The sequence below is a fragment of the Aestuariibius insulae genome, assembly GCF_040783535.2.
In the GTDB taxonomy this organism is placed as follows: domain Bacteria; phylum Pseudomonadota; class Alphaproteobacteria; order Rhodobacterales; family Rhodobacteraceae; genus Aestuariibius; species Aestuariibius insulae.
The window spans coordinates 60,254-78,007 of the sequence record NZ_JBFONW020000005.1 but is presented as its reverse complement, the minus strand read 5'-3'; the positions used below and the strand labels follow the sequence as shown (position 1 = coordinate 78,007).

Annotated in this window: 13 protein-coding genes; all 13 read left to right on the top strand. The window is 61.1% G+C overall.

Annotated elements, in window-relative coordinates:
* The first annotated feature begins 169 nt into the window (after nucleotides 1-169).
* The 13 genes from rpoB to rplB all read left to right on the top strand — a co-directional run bounded on the left by rpoB (nucleotide 170) and on the right by rplB (nucleotide 17,753).
* Nucleotides 170-4,306 carry a DNA-directed RNA polymerase subunit beta gene (rpoB, locus tag AAD018_RS14170; RefSeq protein WP_367316623.1) on the top strand — a complete coding sequence of 1,379 codons (4,137 nt, stop codon included), beginning with the start codon at nucleotides 170-172 and terminating at the stop codon, nucleotides 4,304-4,306.
* Nucleotides 4,307-4,395: 89 nt separating this feature from the next.
* Nucleotides 4,396-8,649: a DNA-directed RNA polymerase subunit beta' gene (gene rpoC, locus AAD018_RS14165; protein ID WP_367316622.1), complete on the top strand. Its 4,254-nt coding sequence runs from the start codon at nucleotides 4,396-4,398 to the stop codon at nucleotides 8,647-8,649.
* A gap of 132 nt (nucleotides 8,650-8,781) precedes the next feature.
* Complete coding sequence (locus AAD018_RS14160) at nucleotides 8,782-9,039, top strand: acylphosphatase (protein WP_412005284.1); 258 nt, start codon at nucleotides 8,782-8,784, stop codon at nucleotides 9,037-9,039.
* 9 nt (nucleotides 9,040-9,048) lie between these two features.
* Entirely contained in the window at nucleotides 9,049-9,951 is a 903-nt protein-coding gene (locus AAD018_RS14155) for a DMT family transporter (RefSeq protein WP_367316620.1), read from the top strand.
* A gap of 272 nt (nucleotides 9,952-10,223) precedes the next feature.
* On the top strand, nucleotides 10,224-10,595 hold the full coding sequence (rpsL, locus tag AAD018_RS14150; protein WP_007118826.1) for a 30S ribosomal protein S12: 372 nt from the start codon (nucleotides 10,224-10,226) through the stop codon (nucleotides 10,593-10,595).
* A gap of 12 nt (nucleotides 10,596-10,607) precedes the next feature.
* Nucleotides 10,608-11,078 (top strand): 30S ribosomal protein S7, encoded by a 471-nt coding sequence (gene rpsG / locus AAD018_RS14145; protein WP_367316619.1) that lies wholly within the window; start codon nucleotides 10,608-10,610, stop codon nucleotides 11,076-11,078.
* Between the two features lie 24 nt (nucleotides 11,079-11,102).
* A complete protein-coding gene (gene fusA, locus AAD018_RS14140; protein WP_367316618.1) occupies nucleotides 11,103-13,220 on the top strand; it encodes an elongation factor G in 2,118 nt (705 codons plus the stop codon).
* A gap of 84 nt (nucleotides 13,221-13,304) precedes the next feature.
* The gene (gene tuf / locus AAD018_RS14135; protein WP_367315508.1) at nucleotides 13,305-14,480 is read left to right on the top strand and encodes an elongation factor Tu; all 1,176 of its coding nucleotides are present in this window, start codon (nucleotides 13,305-13,307) and stop codon (nucleotides 14,478-14,480) included.
* Between the two features lie 188 nt (nucleotides 14,481-14,668).
* Entirely contained in the window at nucleotides 14,669-14,983 is a 315-nt protein-coding gene (gene rpsJ / locus AAD018_RS14130) for a 30S ribosomal protein S10 (RefSeq protein ID WP_367315510.1), read from the top strand.
* Nucleotides 14,984-14,999: 16 nt separating this feature from the next.
* Complete coding sequence (gene rplC / locus AAD018_RS14125) at nucleotides 15,000-15,875, top strand: 50S ribosomal protein L3 (RefSeq protein ID WP_367315511.1); 876 nt, start codon at nucleotides 15,000-15,002, stop codon at nucleotides 15,873-15,875.
* A complete protein-coding gene (rplD, locus tag AAD018_RS14120; RefSeq protein ID WP_367315512.1) occupies nucleotides 15,872-16,492 on the top strand; it encodes a 50S ribosomal protein L4 in 621 nt (206 codons plus the stop codon). Before rplC ends, rplD begins: the two co-directional genes overlap by 4 nt.
* The gene (locus AAD018_RS14115; protein ID WP_367315513.1) at nucleotides 16,489-16,788 is read left to right on the top strand and encodes a 50S ribosomal protein L23; all 300 of its coding nucleotides are present in this window, start codon (nucleotides 16,489-16,491) and stop codon (nucleotides 16,786-16,788) included. The genes rplD and AAD018_RS14115 overlap by 4 nt, the downstream gene beginning before the upstream one ends.
* A gap of 122 nt (nucleotides 16,789-16,910) precedes the next feature.
* A complete protein-coding gene (rplB, locus tag AAD018_RS14110) occupies nucleotides 16,911-17,753 on the top strand; it encodes a 50S ribosomal protein L2 (protein ID WP_367315514.1) in 843 nt (280 codons plus the stop codon).
* Nucleotide 17,754: the final 1 nt, after the last annotated feature.

The following is a 17,754-nucleotide window of genomic DNA, read 5'->3' as shown; positions in this document are numbered from 1 at the left end:
CTTAACGGAGGTCCGTTTCCCGGACCCCCCTTTGGACAGGTTGCAGATCGGGAGGCGTCCATTGGGACGGGCGCCGGGTATTGATCGCAACCCATCCGCTCTCATTGGGGCGCCGTGCCGAGGCCCGACGGCACTGCACCTCGCGAGATATGAAAAGGTGACGACGCATATGGCTCAGTCCTTCCTCGGTCAGAAACGCTTGCGCAAATACTACGGCAAAATCCGCGAAGTGCTGGAGATGCCGAACCTCATCGAAGTCCAGAAATCTTCTTACGATCTGTTCCTGCGGTCCGGCGATCAGCTCGAGCCGCTTGACGGCGAGGGGATCAAGGGTGTCTTCCAGTCGGTCTTCCCGATTAAGGATTTCAACGAAACGGCCATCCTCGAATTCGTCAAGTACGAGCTTGAAAAGCCGAAATACGATGTCGAGGAATGCCAACAGCGCGACATGACCTACAGCGCGCCGCTCAAGGTGACGCTGCGCCTCATCGTGTTCGATGTGGACGAGGATACCGGCGCCAAATCAGTTAAGGATATCAAGGAGCAGGACGTCTTCATGGGCGACATGCCTCTGATGACGCCGAACGGGACATTCATCGTCAACGGGACCGAGCGCGTCATCGTCTCCCAGATGCACCGCTCGCCGGGCGTGTTCTTCGATCACGACAAGGGCAAGACCCATTCCTCGGGCAAGCTTCTCTTTGCCTGCCGGATCATCCCCTATCGCGGCTCCTGGCTCGACTTCGAATTCGACGCCAAGGATATCGTGTTCGCACGGATCGACCGCCGCCGGAAACTGCCGGTGACGACGCTGCTCTATTCGCTCGGCTTCGATCAGGAAGGCATCATGGATGCCTATTACGACACGGTCGATTACAAGCTGAAGAAGAACAAGGGCTGGGTCACCAAGTTCTTCCCGCAGCGCGTTCGCGGCACCCGTCCGACCTATGATCTGGTCGATGCGAAATCCGGCGACATGATCGCGGAGGCCGGAAAGAAGGTTACCCCGCGCGCTGTCAAGCAGCTGATCGATGAGGGCAAGGTCACCGAGCTTCTGGTCCCCTATGACCAGATCGTTGGTAAGTTCGCTGCCCGCGACATCATCAACGAAGAAACCGGCGCGATCTATGTCGAGGCTGGCGACGAACTGACGCTCGAGATGGACAAGGACGGCGAGGTTATCGGTGGCACGCTCAAGGAGCTGGTCGATGCCGGTATCACGACGATCCCGGTTCTCGATATCGATAACGTGAATGTCGGTCCGTACATGCGCAACACCATGGCGCAGGACAAGAACATGAACCGCGAAACCGCGCTCATGGACATCTACCGCGTCATGCGCCCGGGCGAGCCTCCCACCGTTGATGCGGCCTCGAACCTTTTTGACACGCTCTTTTTCGACAGCGAGCGTTACGATCTGTCCGCCGTCGGCCGGGTCAAGATGAACATGCGTCTCGATCTGGATGCCGAAGACACGCAGCGTACGCTCCGCAAGGAAGACATCGTCGCCTGTATCAAGGCGCTGGTCGACCTGCGCGACGGGCGGGGCGATGTGGATGATATCGACCACCTCGGCAACCGCCGCGTGCGGTCCGTGGGCGAGCTGATGGAGAACCAGTATCGCGTCGGCCTTCTGCGGATGGAACGCGCGATCAAGGAGCGGATGTCGTCGGTCGAAATTGACACGGTCATGCCGCAAGATCTGATCAACGCCAAACCGGCGGCCGCTGCCGTGCGCGAATTCTTCGGCTCTTCGCAGCTGTCGCAGTTCATGGACCAGACCAACCCGCTCTCGGAAGTGACGCATAAGCGTCGTCTTTCCGCGCTTGGGCCGGGCGGACTGACGCGCGAACGCGCGGGCTTTGAGGTGCGCGACGTGCACCCGACCCATTACGGTCGGATGTGCCCCATCGAGACGCCGGAAGGTCCGAATATCGGTCTAATCAACTCGCTCGCCACCTTCGCGCGGGTGAACAAATACGGCTTCATCGAAACGCCTTATCGGTTGGTCAAAGATGGCAAGGTTACCGATGAAGTGCACTACATGTCCGCGACCGAAGAGATGCGGCACACCGTGGCGCAGGCAAACGCGAACCTGACCGATGAGGGCAAGTTCGTGAACGATCTGGTCTCGACCCGTCAATCGGGCGACTACATGCTGGCGCCGAACGAGCAGGTCGACCTGATCGACGTCTCGCCCAAGCAGCTGGTCTCGGTTGCCGCCTCGCTGATCCCGTTCCTCGAGAATGACGACGCGAACCGGGCTCTCATGGGCTCGAACATGCAGCGTCAGGCGGTTCCGCTTCTGCAGGCCGAGGCGCCGCTCGTCGGCACCGGGATCGAGGAAGTCGTGGCCCGGGATTCCGGCGCTGCGATCATGGCCAAACGGGCCGGCATCATCGACCAGGTCGATGCGGCCCGGATCGTTGTGCGTGCAACGGCAGATATGGAGCCGGGCGATCCTGGCGTCGATATCTACCGGATGCGCAAGTTCCAGCGGTCGAACCAGAACACCTGCATCAACCAGCGCCCGCTGGTGAAGGTGGGTGATGAAGTTCGCAAGGGTCAGGTTATCGCTGACGGTCCATCCACGGATTTGGGGGAACTGGCGCTCGGCAAGAACGTCGTCGTCGCCTTCATGCCGTGGAACGGCTACAACTACGAGGACTCGATCCTGATCTCCGAGCGCGTCACACGCGACGACGTCTTCACCTCGATCCATATCGAGGAATTCGAAGTCGCCGCTCGTGACACGAAGCTTGGTCCAGAAGAGATTACCCGCGATATCCCCAATGTCGGCGAGGAGGCGCTGCGCAACCTCGATGAGGCAGGCATCGTCTATATCGGCGCCGAAGTGGGGCCTGCGGATATCCTTGTCGGTAAGATCACGCCGAAGGGTGAAAGCCCGATGACGCCGGAAGAAAAACTTCTGCGCGCCATCTTCGGTGAGAAGGCATCCGACGTGCGCGACACCTCCCTGCGACTGCCGCCGGGGGATTTCGGAACCGTCGTCGAAGTGCGGGTCTTCAACCGTCACGGCGTCGAAAAGGACGAGCGTGCGCTGCAGATCGAGCGGGAAGAGGTCGAACGTCTAAGCCGCGACCGCGACGACGAACTCGCGATCCTCGACCGGAACATCTATGCGCGTCTCAAGGACCTGATCCTCGGCAAGACAGCCGTCAAAGGGCCCAAGGGCATTAAGGCGAACTCCGAGATCACAGAAGATCTTCTGGGTGAGCTGAGCCGCGGCCAGTGGTGGCAGCTCGCTCTCAAGGACGAGAGCGACGCCCAGATCGTCGAGGCGCTCAACGAGCAGTACGAGGCGCAGAAGCGCCAGCTCGATGCACGGTTCGAGGACAAGGTCGAGAAGGTGCGCCGGGGCGATGATCTGCCTCCGGGTGTCATGAAGATGGTCAAGGTCTTCGTGGCGGTGAAGCGTAAGCTGCAGCCGGGCGACAAGATGGCCGGCCGTCACGGCAACAAGGGCGTCATCTCCAAGGTTGTTCCGATGGAGGATATGCCCTTCCTCGCCGACGGCACGCCGGTCGATTTCGTCCTGAACCCGCTTGGCGTTCCCAGCCGGATGAATGTCGGTCAGATCCTCGAGACGCATATGGGCTGGGCCGCGCGCGGCCTGGGTCTGCATATCGACGAGGCGCTGGATGATTATCGCCGCTCGGGGGATCTGACGCCGGTGCGCGACGCGATGAAGATCGCCTATGGCGACGATGTCTACGATGAAGGCATCGCCGGTATGAACGAGGAGCTTCTGGTCGAGGCGGCGGACAACGTCACCCATGGCGTGCCAATCGCGACGCCCGTCTTCGACGGCGCGAAAGAGGCCGACGTGAACGATGCGCTCGTGCGGGCCGGGTTCTCGCAGAGCGGTCAATCCGATCTCTTCGATGGCCGGACAGGCGAGAAGTTCGCGCGTCAGGTCACGGTGGGCATCAAATACCTGCTCAAGCTGCATCACCTTGTGGACGACAAGATCCACGCGCGCTCGACCGGCCCCTACAGCCTTGTGACCCAGCAGCCGCTGGGCGGTAAGGCGCAGTTCGGCGGTCAGCGCTTCGGTGAGATGGAGGTCTGGGCGCTTGAAGCCTACGGCGCGGCCTACACCTTGCAGGAGATGCTGACGGTGAAGTCCGACGACGTGGCCGGCCGGACCAAGGTCTATGAGAGCATCGTCAAAGGCGAGGACAACTTCGAGGCCGGCGTGCCGGAATCGTTCAACGTTCTCGTCAAGGAGGTCCGGGGTCTGGGCCTCAACATGGAACTCCTGGATGCGGAGGTGGAAGAGTAAGAATTTTCTAGAAAATTCTTAAGGACAAATCCTTCTAGAAGGATTTGTCCGCCGCTCCCCTCTCAGCGCCCGATATTCGAGGTATCAAAATGAACCAGGAACTGACCAACAACCCGTTCAACCCGCTCACGCCGGCGAAGACCTTTGACGAGATCAAGGTGTCCCTGGCCTCGCCCGAGCGGATCCTGTCGTGGTCCTTTGGCGAGATCAAGAAGCCCGAGACCATCAACTACCGCACGTTCAAGCCTGAACGTGACGGTCTTTTCTGCGCGCGTATCTTTGGCCCGATCAAGGACTACGAATGCCTCTGCGGTAAATACAAGCGCATGAAATATCGCGGCGTCGTTTGCGAGAAATGCGGTGTTGAGGTGACGCTCCAGAAGGTCCGGCGCGAGCGGATGGGCCATATCGAACTGGCCGCGCCTGTCGCCCATATCTGGTTCCTCAAGTCGCTCCCCAGCCGCATCGGCCTGATGCTGGACATGACACTGCGCGATCTTGAGCGGATCCTCTATTTCGAGAACTACGTCGTGATCGAACCGGGTCTGACGGATCTCACCTATGGTCAGCTCATGACCGAAGAGGAGTTCCTCGACGCGCAGGATGCTTACGGTATGGATGCCTTTACTGCCAATATCGGTGCCGAGGCGATCCGCGAGATGCTGCAGGCCATCGATCTGGAGCAGGAGGCTGCAACACTTCGCGAGGACCTAAAGGAGGCGACCGGCGAACTGAAGCCCAAGAAGATCATCAAGCGTCTGAAGATCGTTGAAAGCTTCATCGAATCCGGCAACCGCCCGGAATGGATGATCCTGACGGTCGTGCCGGTCATCCCGCCGGAGCTGCGCCCTCTTGTTCCGCTGGATGGCGGCCGTTTCGCGACGTCGGATCTCAACGATCTTTATCGCCGGGTCATCAACCGAAATAACCGTCTCAAGCGGCTCATCGAGTTGCGCGCGCCGGACATCATCGTCCGCAACGAAAAGCGGATGCTCCAGGAGTCGGTGGACGCGCTCTTCGACAACGGCCGCCGCGGACGGGTGATCACGGGTGCCAACAAGCGTCCGTTGAAATCGCTGTCCGACATGCTCAAGGGCAAGCAGGGCCGCTTCCGCCAGAACCTTCTGGGTAAGCGCGTCGACTTTTCGGGCCGCTCCGTCATCGTGACGGGACCAGAACTGAAGCTGCATCAATGCGGTCTGCCCAAGAAAATGGCGCTCGAGCTTTTCAAGCCGTTCATCTATTCGCGGCTCGAGGCAAAGGGGCTCAGCTCTACCGTCAAGCAGGCCAAGAAGCTGGTCGAGAAAGAGCGTCCCGAGGTCTGGGATATCCTCGACGAGGTGATCCGCGAGCATCCCGTCATGCTGAACCGTGCCCCGACGCTGCACCGTCTCGGCATTCAGGCGTTCGAGCCGGTTCTCATCGAAGGCAAGGCGATCCAGCTTCACCCGCTGGTCTGCTCGGCCTTCAACGCTGACTTCGACGGTGACCAGATGGCCGTTCACGTGCCGCTCTCACTCGAGGCGCAACTGGAAGCGCGCGTGTTGATGATGTCGACGAACAACGTGCTGTCTCCCGCCAACGGTGCGCCGATCATCGTGCCGTCGCAGGATATGATCCTGGGTCTCTACTACACCACGATTGCCCGCGAAGGCATGAAGGGTGAGGGGCTCGTCTTCGGATCGGTCGAGGAAGTCGAACACGCGCTCGACGCCGGCGAGGTGCATCTGCACTCCAAGATCACCGCGCGGCTCAAGCAGATCGACGACGAAGGCAACGAGGTGATGAAACGCTTCGAGACCACGCCGGGCCGGATCCGTCTGGGCGCGCTTTTGCCGCTCAACGCCAAGGCGCCGTTCGATCTTGTGAACCGTCTTCTCAAGAAAGGCGAGGTGCAGCAGGTCATCGACACCGTCTACCGCTATTGCGGCCAGAAGGAATCGGTCATCTTCTGCGACCAGATCATGACGATGGGCTTCCGCGAAGCTTTCCGGGCCGGGATTTCCTTCGGCAAGGACGACATGGTCGTGCCCGAAACCAAGTGGACTCTCGTCGACGAGACCCGCGATCAGGTGAAGGACTTCGAGCAGCAATATATGGATGGCCTGATCACCCAAGGCGAGAAGTATAACAAGGTCGTCGATGCCTGGTCGAAATGTAACGACAAGGTCACCGATGCTATGATGGACACCATTTCGGCCAAGCGGAAGGACGACAACGGTCAGGAGCAGGAGCCGAACTCGGTCTACATGATGGCTCACTCCAAGGCCCGTGGCTCGGTCACCCAGATGAAACAGCTGGGCGCCATGCGCGGCCTGATGGCCAAGCCGAACGGTGAAATCATCGAAACGCCGATCATCTCGAACTTCAAGGAAGGTCTGACCGTTCTGGAGTACTTCAACTCCACCCACGGGGCCCGTAAGGGTCTGTCCGATACCGCTTTGAAGACGGCGAACTCGGGTTATCTGACCCGCCGTCTGGTGGATGTCGCACAAGACTGCATCATCCGCGAGGTCGATTGCGGCACCGAGCGTGCGATCACCGCCGAGGCTGCCGTCAATGACGGTGAAGTCGTGGCTTCGCTCTCCGAGCGGGTGCTGGGCCGTGTGTCGGCCGATGACGTGCTGGTGCCGGGGTCGGACGAGGTTCTGGTGAAGCAAGGCGAGCTCATCGACGAGCGCAAGGCCGACCTGATCGAGAATTCCGGTGTCACCAAGATGCGTATCCGCTCGCCTCTCACTTGCGAGGCCGAGGATGGCGTCTGCGCGACCTGCTACGGGCGTGACCTTGCTCGCGGCACCATGGTCAACCAGGGCGAGGCTGTCGGTATCATCGCGGCCCAGTCCATCGGTGAGCCTGGCACACAGTTGACGATGCGGACCTTCCACATCGGCGGCGTGGCCCAGGGTGGCCAGCAGTCGTTCCTTGAGGCGTCGCAGGAAGGCAAGGTGGAGTTCCGCAATGCCCAGATTCTCGAGAACGCAGCGGGCGAGCAGATCGTCATGGGCCGGAACATGGTCCTTGCGATCATGGGCGACGACGGCGAAGAGCGGGCCAGCCACAAGATCGGCTACGGCACGAAAATCTTCGTCAAGGACGGTGCCAAGATCGCGCGTGGCGACAAGATGTTCGAATGGGATCCCTACACGCTCCCGATCATCGCCGAGAAGGCTGGTACGATTAAATATGTCGACCTCATCAACGGTATTGCCGTTCGCGAAGATACCGACGATGCAACCGGCATGACGCAACGGATCGTGGCCGATTGGCGCTCGGCGCCCAAAGGCAACGAGTTGGCGCCGAAGATCCTTGTCGTCGGGGAGGATGGAGAGCCGGTCGCCAAGGATGACGGCAATCCCGTCGCCTACACGATGTCGGTCGATGCGGTTCTGTCTGTTGAGGACGGCGACAAGATCGAAGCGGGCGATGTGGTCGCGCGTATTCCTCGCGAGGGTGCGAAGACGAAGGACATCACCGGCGGTCTGCCGCGTGTGGCCGAACTCTTCGAAGCGCGCCGTCCCAAGGATCACGCGATCATCGCGGAAATCGATGGCTATGTGCGGTTCGGCAAGGACTACAAGAACAAGCGCCGCATTGCGATCGAACCGGCAGACGAGACCATGGAGAAGGTCGAGTATATGGTGCCCAAGGGCAAACATATCCCCGTGGCTGAAGGCGACTTCATCCAGAAGGGCGACTACATCATGGACGGCAACCCCGCGCCGCACGACATCCTCGCTATCATGGGGGTCGAGGCGCTCGCGGATTACATGATCGACGAAGTGCAGGACGTCTATCGCCTGCAAGGTGTGAAGATCAACGACAAGCACATCGAGGTCATCGTCCGTCAGATGCTTCAGAAGTGGGAGATCCAGGACAGCGGGGAGACCACGCTGCTCAAAGGCGAACATGTCGACAAGGCCGAGTTCGATGCCGCCAATGAGAAGGCTATCGCCAAGGGCGCCCGTCCCGCACAGGGCGAACCGATCCTTCTGGGCATCACCAAGGCGTCGCTGCAAACCCGCAGCTTCATCTCGGCGGCCTCGTTCCAGGAGACGACCCGCGTTCTTACCGAGGCGTCCGTTCAGGGCAAGCGCGACAAGCTCGTCGGTCTCAAGGAGAACGTCATCGTCGGACGTCTCATTCCGGCTGGTACAGGCGGCGCGACCCAGCGCGTGACGCGGATCGCGTCCGAGCGGGACAATGTCGTCATCCAGGCCCGCCGCGAAGAGGCTGAACAGGCCGCGGCCCTCGCCGCGCCCGAGCCGGTCGCAGACGAGGTGATGGAGAGCGACGGCGATCTCGATACGCTGATCGTCGACACCCCCGAGAGCCGGGACTAACTGAAAAAAGAGGCCGCCGCGAGGCGGCCTCTTTCGTTTCCGGGCCTCGTCGAAGACAATTGCAATATTCAGCTTTGGTCCGACGCGATCGCAGGCTATCGAGGTCCTATGACCTCTCCCTCCCAAACTTCTTTGACCATACGGGTCACAGGCCGTGTCCAAGGCGTAGGTTTCCGCGCATTTACCCGCGATGAGGCCCGATCGCGAAATCTGTCCGGTTGGGTCCGCAACGAGCCCGATGGGTCCGTTTCGGCGCTCGTTGGCGGCTCTCCAGCCGATGTTGGGGACTTCCTGACCGCCTTGCGCCGCGGACCGCCCGCCGCGAAGGTCGACACGGTCGAAACCGACCCCGCCGATCCACCCGCCGGCGGTTTCTCGATCCTGCACTAGGCGGCCTGAATGGCGCTTTCTCCAAACATGCGCGGCGCGCTCTTCATGGCCTCGGCTATGAGCCTTTTCACGGTAAACGACGCCTGCATGAAGGCGCTCGCCGGAGAAGTGCCGCTCTTTCAGGTCATCTTCCTGCGCGGCGTCCTGACGACCGCGTTGATCGCGCTTTACTTGATGGCAACCGACCGACGCGCCTTCATTCTACCTTCGAAAGAGCGGACCCTTGTCGCCCTGCGTGCGCTTGCTGAAGCTGGTGCAGCGGTTTTCTTCTTTGCAGCTCTCTTCAACATGCCGCTCGCCAATCTCAGTGCCATCCTCCAGGCACTGCCTCTGACCGTGACCTTCGCAGCATGGCTCTTTCTCAAGGAACCCGTAGGCTGGCGGCGCCTGTCTGCCATCCTCGTCGGACTTTGCGGTGTTTTGCTGATCGTGCGCCCCGATGCGGACGGGTTCTCGCTCCATGCGGGCTTTGCGCTGCTCGCCGTTGTCTTCGCCACGACCCGCGATGTGCTGACCCGCAAGCTCGCGCCTGGAACCTCCTCGATGACTGTGACCTTCGCGACGTCCGCAATGGTGACCGTCGCCGCCGGGATCGGCAGCCTCTTCGTAACCTGGGTCCCGCTTACGCTGACCTCTGGCGGCCTGATTGGCATCGCCTCAATCCTGATCCTCGGCGCCTATCTCACTATCGTTCTGGCCATGCGGCAGGGAGAGCTCAGCTTCGTCGCGCCATTCCGGTATACCAGCCTTCTTGTCGCGATTGTCCTCGGGGTGGTTTTCTTCGGCGAATGGCCTGACACAACGACGTTTCTTGGCGCAGCAATCGTCGTCGGAAGCGGGCTCTATACGCTGCACCGAGAGCGCTATGCCGTCCCGCGTCCAACCGTCCCGACATCGACCGGCAAGAGTTGACACCCCCCGCGACTCTCCGTATAGAGCGCCCACTCAGCCGGGGGCATCCTCTGGCCGCGCGACATCAGAATTGAAGTGGTCATGATCCGGGTCGATGCCCCGATCCTCTGAAAGCCCACCGCGTCGTTTCCGAAAGCGGAGACGCCAGCGGTTGTTTTTCGTTGTGACAGAGCGCGTTAGACGAACATCACCGCCCCGCGGACGCGCGGATGCGGATCCTTAAAAGCGGCGCCGCCGCATGACATGCGCAAGAAAGTGGGGACAAAAGCCCGATGCCAACGATCCAACAGCTGATCCGCAAACCGCGGCAGCCCAAAGTCAAACGTTCGAAATCGATGCACCTGCAGGAATGCCCGCAAAAGCGCGGCGTCTGCACACGCGTCTACACGACCACTCCGAAAAAGCCGAACTCGGCCATGCGGAAGGTTGCGAAGGTTCGCCTGACCAACGGCTTCGAGGTCATCAGCTATATCCCGGGTGAGAGCCACAACCTGCAGGAGCACTCGGTGGTCCTGATCCGTGGCGGCCGTGTGAAAGACCTTCCCGGTGTCCGCTATCACATCCTGCGCGGCGTTCTTGACACGCAAGGTGTCAAAGACCGCAAGCAGCGTCGTTCGAAATACGGCGCCAAGCGTCCGAAGTAAGAGGAAACCGATATGTCCCGCCGCCACGCCGCAGAGAAACGCGAAGTCCTGCCCGACGCCAAATTCGGTGACCGCGTTCTGACGAAATTCATGAACAACCTGATGATCGACGGTAAAAAGTCGACGGCAGAGCGTATCGTTTACAACGCCTTCGATCGCGTTGAAGACAAGCTCAAGAAAAGCCCCGTCGAAGTCTTTCACGAGAGCCTGGACAACATCAAACCGGCCGTCGAAGTTCGCTCGCGCCGCGTCGGTGGTGCCACCTATCAGGTGCCCGTCGAAGTACGCCCCGAGCGCCGCGAGGCTCTTGCGATCCGCTGGCTGATCGAAGCCAGCCGCAAGCGCAACGAAAACACCATGGAAGAGCGTCTGGCCGGTGAGCTGATCGACGCTGTCCAAGGTCGCGGCACCGCCGTGAAAAAGCGCGAAGACACCCACAAGATGGCCGACGCCAACAAAGCGTTCAGCCACTACCGCTGGTAAACTAAGGACTCCAGGAGCAGCCCAATGGCACGCGACTATCCCCTCGACCGCTACCGCAACTTCGGCATCATGGCCCACATCGATGCAGGTAAGACGACCTGCTCGGAGCGGATCCTGTATTACACCGGAAAGTCCCACAATATCGGCGAAGTCCATGACGGCGCCGCCACGATGGACTGGATGGAGCAGGAGCAGGAGCGGGGCATTACCATCACGTCTGCTGCTACCACGACCTTCTGGGAGCGGACCGAGGACGGCACAAATGCCGACACGCCCAAGCACCGGATGAACATCATCGACACGCCGGGTCACGTGGACTTCACGATCGAAGTTGAGCGTTCGCTGGCCGTTCTCGACGGTGCTGTCGCCGTGCTGGACGCCAATGCCGGTGTCGAGCCGCAGACCGAAACCGTTTGGCGTCAGGCCGACCGCTACAAGGTTCCGCGTATCGTCTTCGTCAACAAAATGGACAAGATCGGCGCCGACTTCTTCAACTGCGTCGAGATGGTCGCAGACCGCACGGGTGCGGTCCCTGCTCCCGTCCAGATCCCGATCGGTGCAGAGACCGAGCTGGAAGGCATCATCGACCTGATCACCATGGAAGAGTGGGTCTGGGCCGGTGAAGACCTCGGTGCGTCCTGGGAAAAGCGTCCGATCCGCGACAGCCTCAAGGACACCGCCGATGAATGGCGCGGCAAGCTCATCGAGACGGCTGTCGAGATGGATGACGACGCCATGGAGGCCTATCTCGAAGGCGAAGAGCCTGACGTGGCCAAGCTGCGCGAGCTGATCCGCAAGGGTACGTTGTCGCTCTCCTTTGTGCCGGTTCTGTGTGGCTCCGCGTTCAAAAACAAGGGCGTTCAGCCCCTTCTCAACGCCGTCATCGATTTCCTGCCGAGCCCGCTCGACGTGGTCGACTACATGGGCTTCAAGCCCGGCGACGAGACGGAAACTCGCGATATCGCCCGCCGTGCCGACGACGACATGGCCTTCGCCGGTCTGGCTTTCAAAATCATGAACGACCCCTTCGTGGGCTCTCTGACCTTCACCCGGATCTATTCGGGTAAGCTCAACAAGGGCGACACGATGCTCAACTCCACCAAGGAGAAGAAAGAGCGTGTGGGCCGCATGATGATGATGCACTCTAACAACCGCGAAGAGATCGAAGAGGCGTTTGCCGGTGACATCATCGCGCTGGCCGGTCTCAAGGACACGACGACGGGCGACACGCTCTGCGCCGTGAACGATCCGGTCGTGCTCGAAACGATGACCTTCCCCGATCCCGTGATCGAGATCGCGGTCGAGCCCAAGACGAAGGCCGACCAGGAAAAAATGTCCGCCGGTCTTCAGCGCCTTGCCGCAGAGGATCCGTCCTTCCGCGTCGAAACCGACCTCGAATCCGGTCAGACGATCATGAAGGGAATGGGCGAACTTCACCTCGACATCCTCGTCGACCGCCTCAAGCGCGAATTCAAGGTCGAAGCGAATATCGGCGCGCCTCAGGTGGCCTATCGCGAGACCGTGTCCCGCGAAGCCGAGATCACCTACACTCACAAGAAGCAGTCGGGTGGTTCCGGTCAGTTCGCCGAGGTCAAGATGATCATCGCGCCGACCGAGCCGGGCGAGGGCTACTCTTTCGAAAGCCGCATCGTCGGCGGTGCCGTGCCGAAGGAATATATCCCCGGCGTCGAGAAGGGTATTAACTCGGTCATGGATAGCGGTCCGCTGGCCGGCTTCCCGGTCATCGACTTCAAGGTCGCGCTGATCGACGGCAAGTTCCACGACGTGGACTCAAGCGTTCTCGCCTTCGAAATTGCCGCCCGCATGGGTATGCGCGAAGGCATGAAGAAGGCAGGCGCCAAGCTGCTCGAGCCGATTATGAAGGTAGAGGTGATCACGCCGGAGGATTACACCGGTGGTATCATCGGCGATCTCACCTCGCGGCGCGGTCAGGTCACGGGCCAGGAAACCCGCGGCAATGCCATCGCGATCAACGCTTTCGTGCCGCTGGCCAATATGTTCGGCTACATCAACACCCTGCGCTCTATGTCCTCGGGCCGCGCGCAGTTCACGATGCAGTTCGACCACTACGAGCCGGTCCCGCAGAATATCTCGGAAGAGATCCAATCGAAATACGCATGACGGGTTGGCGGGGTGAGCCCCGCCCTGCCCACCAACCCGTAAGGCGGGGCTCCCCCGCCGTCCGACATAAGAAGGAGGCCTCCCATGGCTAAGGAAAAGTTTGAACGCACGAAGCCGCATGTGAACATCGGCACGATTGGTCACGTTGATCACGGCAAGACGACTTTGACGGCTGCGATCACGAAGTATTTCGGCGATTTCAAGGCCTATGATCAGATTGACGGCGCGCCCGAGGAGAAGGCGCGCGGGATCACGATCTCGACGGCGCATGTCGAATACGAAACCGACGCCCGCCACTACGCTCACGTCGACTGCCCGGGCCATGCCGACTACGTCAAGAACATGATCACGGGTGCCGCTCAGATGGACGGCGCGATCCTTGTGGTGAACGCCGCCGACGGCCCGATGCCGCAGACGCGCGAGCATATTTTGCTGGGCCGCCAGGTCGGTATCCCGAAGATGGTCGTCTTCATGAACAAGGTCGATCAGGTCGATGACGAAGAGCTGCTCGAGCTCGTCGAGATGGAAGTGCGCGAGCTGCTGAGTTCCTACGAATATCCCGGCGACGACATCCCGATCATCGCGGGCTCCGCTCTGGCGGCGATGGAGGGACGCGATCCCGAGATCGGCGAGACCAAGATCCGCGAGCTGATGACAGCGGTCGACGACTACATCCCGACGCCCGAGCGGGCGATCGACCAGCCGTTCCTGATGCCGGTTGAGGACGTGTTCTCGATCTCCGGTCGCGGCACGGTTGTCACGGGCCGGGTCGAGCGCGGCGTGATCAATGTCGGCGACGAGATCGAGATCGTGGGTATCCGCGACACCAAGAAGACGACCTGCACGGGCGTCGAAATGTTCCGCAAGCTGCTCGATCGCGGCGAGGCGGGCGACAATATCGGTGCGCTTCTGCGCGGCATCGACCGCGAAGGCGTTGAGCGGGGCCAGGTGCTCTGCAAGCCCGGTTCGGTCAACCCGCACACCAAGTTCGAGGCCGAGGCCTACATCCTGACCAAGGACGAGGGCGGCCGCCACACGCCGTTCTTCGCCAACTACCGTCCGCAGTTCTACTTCCGCACGACGGATGTGACGGGCACGGTTCAGCTGGCCGAGGGCACCGAGATGGTGATGCCGGGCGACAACGTCTCCTTCGGGGTCGAGCTAATCGCCCCGATCGCCATGGAGCAGGGCCTGCGCTTCGCCATCCGCGAAGGCGGCCGCACCGTGGGTGCGGGCGTGGTGTCCAAGATCATCGAGTAAAGCGACGCGCCCGCGAAAGCGGGCCATCGCGCACCCAGACATCCGGGCGCCCACCGCGCCCCCTACCAAACGCCGCTCCCCCGCCCCAAAGACCCCGGGGGAGCGACAAGAACCCAGGTTCGACGTGGACGGCACAATCCCGTGCCCCCCACCTCTCAACCTAAGACAAGCCGTGAAAGGCAAGAGACATGGCCGTTCAAAGCCAGAACATCCGAATTCGCCTCAAGGCGTTCGATTACCGCGTGCTGGATGCCAGCACGCAGGAGATCGTGAACACCGCCAAGCGGACCGGCGCCTCTGTCCGGGGTCCCATTCCGCTGCCGAACAAGATCGAACGCTTCACCGTTCTGCGTGGTCCCCACGTCGACAAAAAGAGCCGTGACCAGTTCGAAATCCGCACGCATAAGCGTCTTCTCGATATCGTCGATCCGACCCCACAGACCGTGGACGCGCTGATGAAGCTCGACCTCGCCGCTGGTGTGGATGTCGAGATCAAGGTCTGAGGGAGGCACGATCAACATGCTACGCTCAGGTATTATCGCCAAGAAGGTCGGGATGACCCGGATCTTCCAGGAAGACGGCAAACAAATCCCCGTCACCGTCCTGCAACTCGACAAGCTTCAGGTCGTGGCCAAGCGCACGGCCGAGAAGGATGGCTATTCGGCCGTTCAACTCGGTGCCGGCACCGCCAAGGCCAAGCGGACTTCCGCGCCGATGCGCGGTGTCTTCGCGGCGGCCAAGGTCGAGCCCAAGCGCAAGATCGCAGAGTTTCGCGTCGCTCCCGAGAACCTCATCGAGGTGGGCGAGGAAATCACCGCGAACCACTATTTCGAAGGTCAGTTCGTCGATGTCTCCGGCACGTCGATCGGTAAAGGCTTTGCGGGTGCCATGAAACGGCACAACTTCAGCGGTCTGCGCGCAACGCACGGCGTGTCGATCAGCCACCGCTCGCACGGTTCCACCGGTCAGTGTCAGGATCCCGGCAAGGTCTTCAAAGGCAAGAAGATGGCCGGCCACATGGGCGCGGCCAAGGTCACGACGCAGAACCTTCAGGTGGTCAAGACCGACGCCGATCGTGGTCTCATCATGGTCAAAGGTGCCGTTCCGGGCTCCAAAGGCGGCTGGGTCACGGTCAAGGATGCGGTCAAAAAGCCGACACCTGAGAACGTGATCTATCCTGCGGCTCTGAAATCCGCTGCCGAGGAAGCCGAACGTCTGGCTGCCGAAGCTGCTGCGGCCGCCGAAGCCGAAGCCAAGGCCGCCGAAGAGGCCGCACTGGCCGAACAGGCCGCTGCGGAAGAGGCTGCGCTTCAAGAGGCCGAAGCTGAGATCGCCGCTGAGAAGTCGGATACCGACAACTCCGATGCCACACCGGAAGGAGGCGACGACAAATGAAAGCTGATGCAATCAAGCTGGACGGTGGCAAAGCCGGATCCGTCGATCTCTCCGATGAGATCTTCGGCCTCGAGCCGCGCATCGATATCCTGCACCGCGTCGTACGCTGGCAGCGCAACAACTCGCAGCAAGGCACGCACAAGGTCAAGACCCGCTCCGAGACGAGCTACTCGACCAAGAAGATCTATCGCCAGAAAGGCACCGGTGGCGCACGTCACGGTAGCCGCAACGCGCCGATCTTCCGCAAGGGTGGTATCTACAAGGGTCCGACCCCGCGCAGCCATGGTCACGAGCTGACCAAGAAGTTCCGCAAGCTGGGCCTGCGCCACGCGCTCAGCGCCAAGCAATCGGCGGGCGAGCTGATCGTCATTGACGAGGCGAAGCTCAGCGATGCCAAGACCGCGCAGCTGGCCAAGCACGCCAAGTCGCTTGGCTGGAAGCGTGCCCTTGTGATCGACGGCCCCGAAGTCGATGCGAACTTCGCCCAGGCCGCGCGCAACCTCGACGGCGTGGACGTGCTCTCCTCCATGGGCGCCAATGTCTACGACATTCTGAAATCCGACACGCTGGTCCTCACCAAGGCCGGTGTCGAAGCCCTGGAGGCCCGTCTGAAATGACCACCAAGGCAGAACTCTATGACGTGATCCGCAAGCCGGTCATCACCGAGAAGGCCACCATGGCCTCCGAGGCGAATGCCGTTGTCTTTGAAGTCGCGATCGACGCCAACAAGCCCATGATCAAGGAGGCCGTCGAAGGTCTCTTCGGGGTCAAGGTTAAGGCGGTGAACACGACGATTACCAAAGGCAAGCAAAAGCGCTTTCGCGGTCAGCTTGGCCGCCGCAAGGATGTCAAAAAGGCTTACGTCACGCTCGAAGAGGGCAATACGATTGACGTCAACACCGGCCTCTCCTAAGGAGGCGCATCTTACGGCCTCGCACCTCGCGGGGCCGTAGACATTTACGAACCGGGGACCTTCGGGGCCCTTCATCCATCAGGGTCTCCTCGAGACCCGCAAAGCAACGGAAAGACAGTTAAATGGCACTCAAGTCGTACAAACCGACGACGCCGGGCCAGCGAGGGCTGGTGCTGATCGACCGTTCGGAGCTTTGGAAAGGCCGCCCGGTCAAGAGCCTTACAGAAGGCCTGACCAAGAATGGCGGACGGAACAATACCGGACGGATCACGATGCGGCGTCGTGGCGGCGGGGCAAAGCGCCTCTACCGCGTGGTCGATTTCAAGCGCAACAAGTTCGACGTACCCGCGGTCGTCGCGCGTATTGAATACGACCCCAACCGAACCGCCTTCATCGCACTGATCCAGTACGAAGACGGCGAACAGGCCTACGTCCTCGCGCCTCAGCGTCTGGCGATTGGCGACAAGATCGTCAGCGGTCAGAAGGCGGACATCAAGCCCGGCAATGCGATGCCTTTCCAGGGCATGCCGATCGGCACGATCGTCCACAACATCGAGCTGAAGCCGGGCAAAGGCGGCCAGATCGCGCGCGCTGCAGGCACCTATGCCCAGTTCGTCGGCCGTGATGGCGGCTATGCGCAGATCCGCCTTAGCTCGGGCGAACTTCGCCTCGTGCGGCAGGAATGCATGGCGACGGTCGGTGCGGTCTCAAACCCGGACAACAGCAACCAGAACTTCGGTAAGGCCGGACGCAACCGTCACAAGGGCATCCGCCCCTCCGTGCGCGGTGTCGTCATGAACCCGGTCGATCACCCCCATGGTGGCGGCGAAGGCCGGACCTCTGGCGGTCGTCACCCGGTCAGCCCCTGGGGTAAACCCACGAAGGGTGCCCGCACCCGCAACAAGAACAAGGCGTCGCAGAAGCTGATCCTTCGCTCGCGTCACGCTAAGAAGAAAAGGCGCTAAA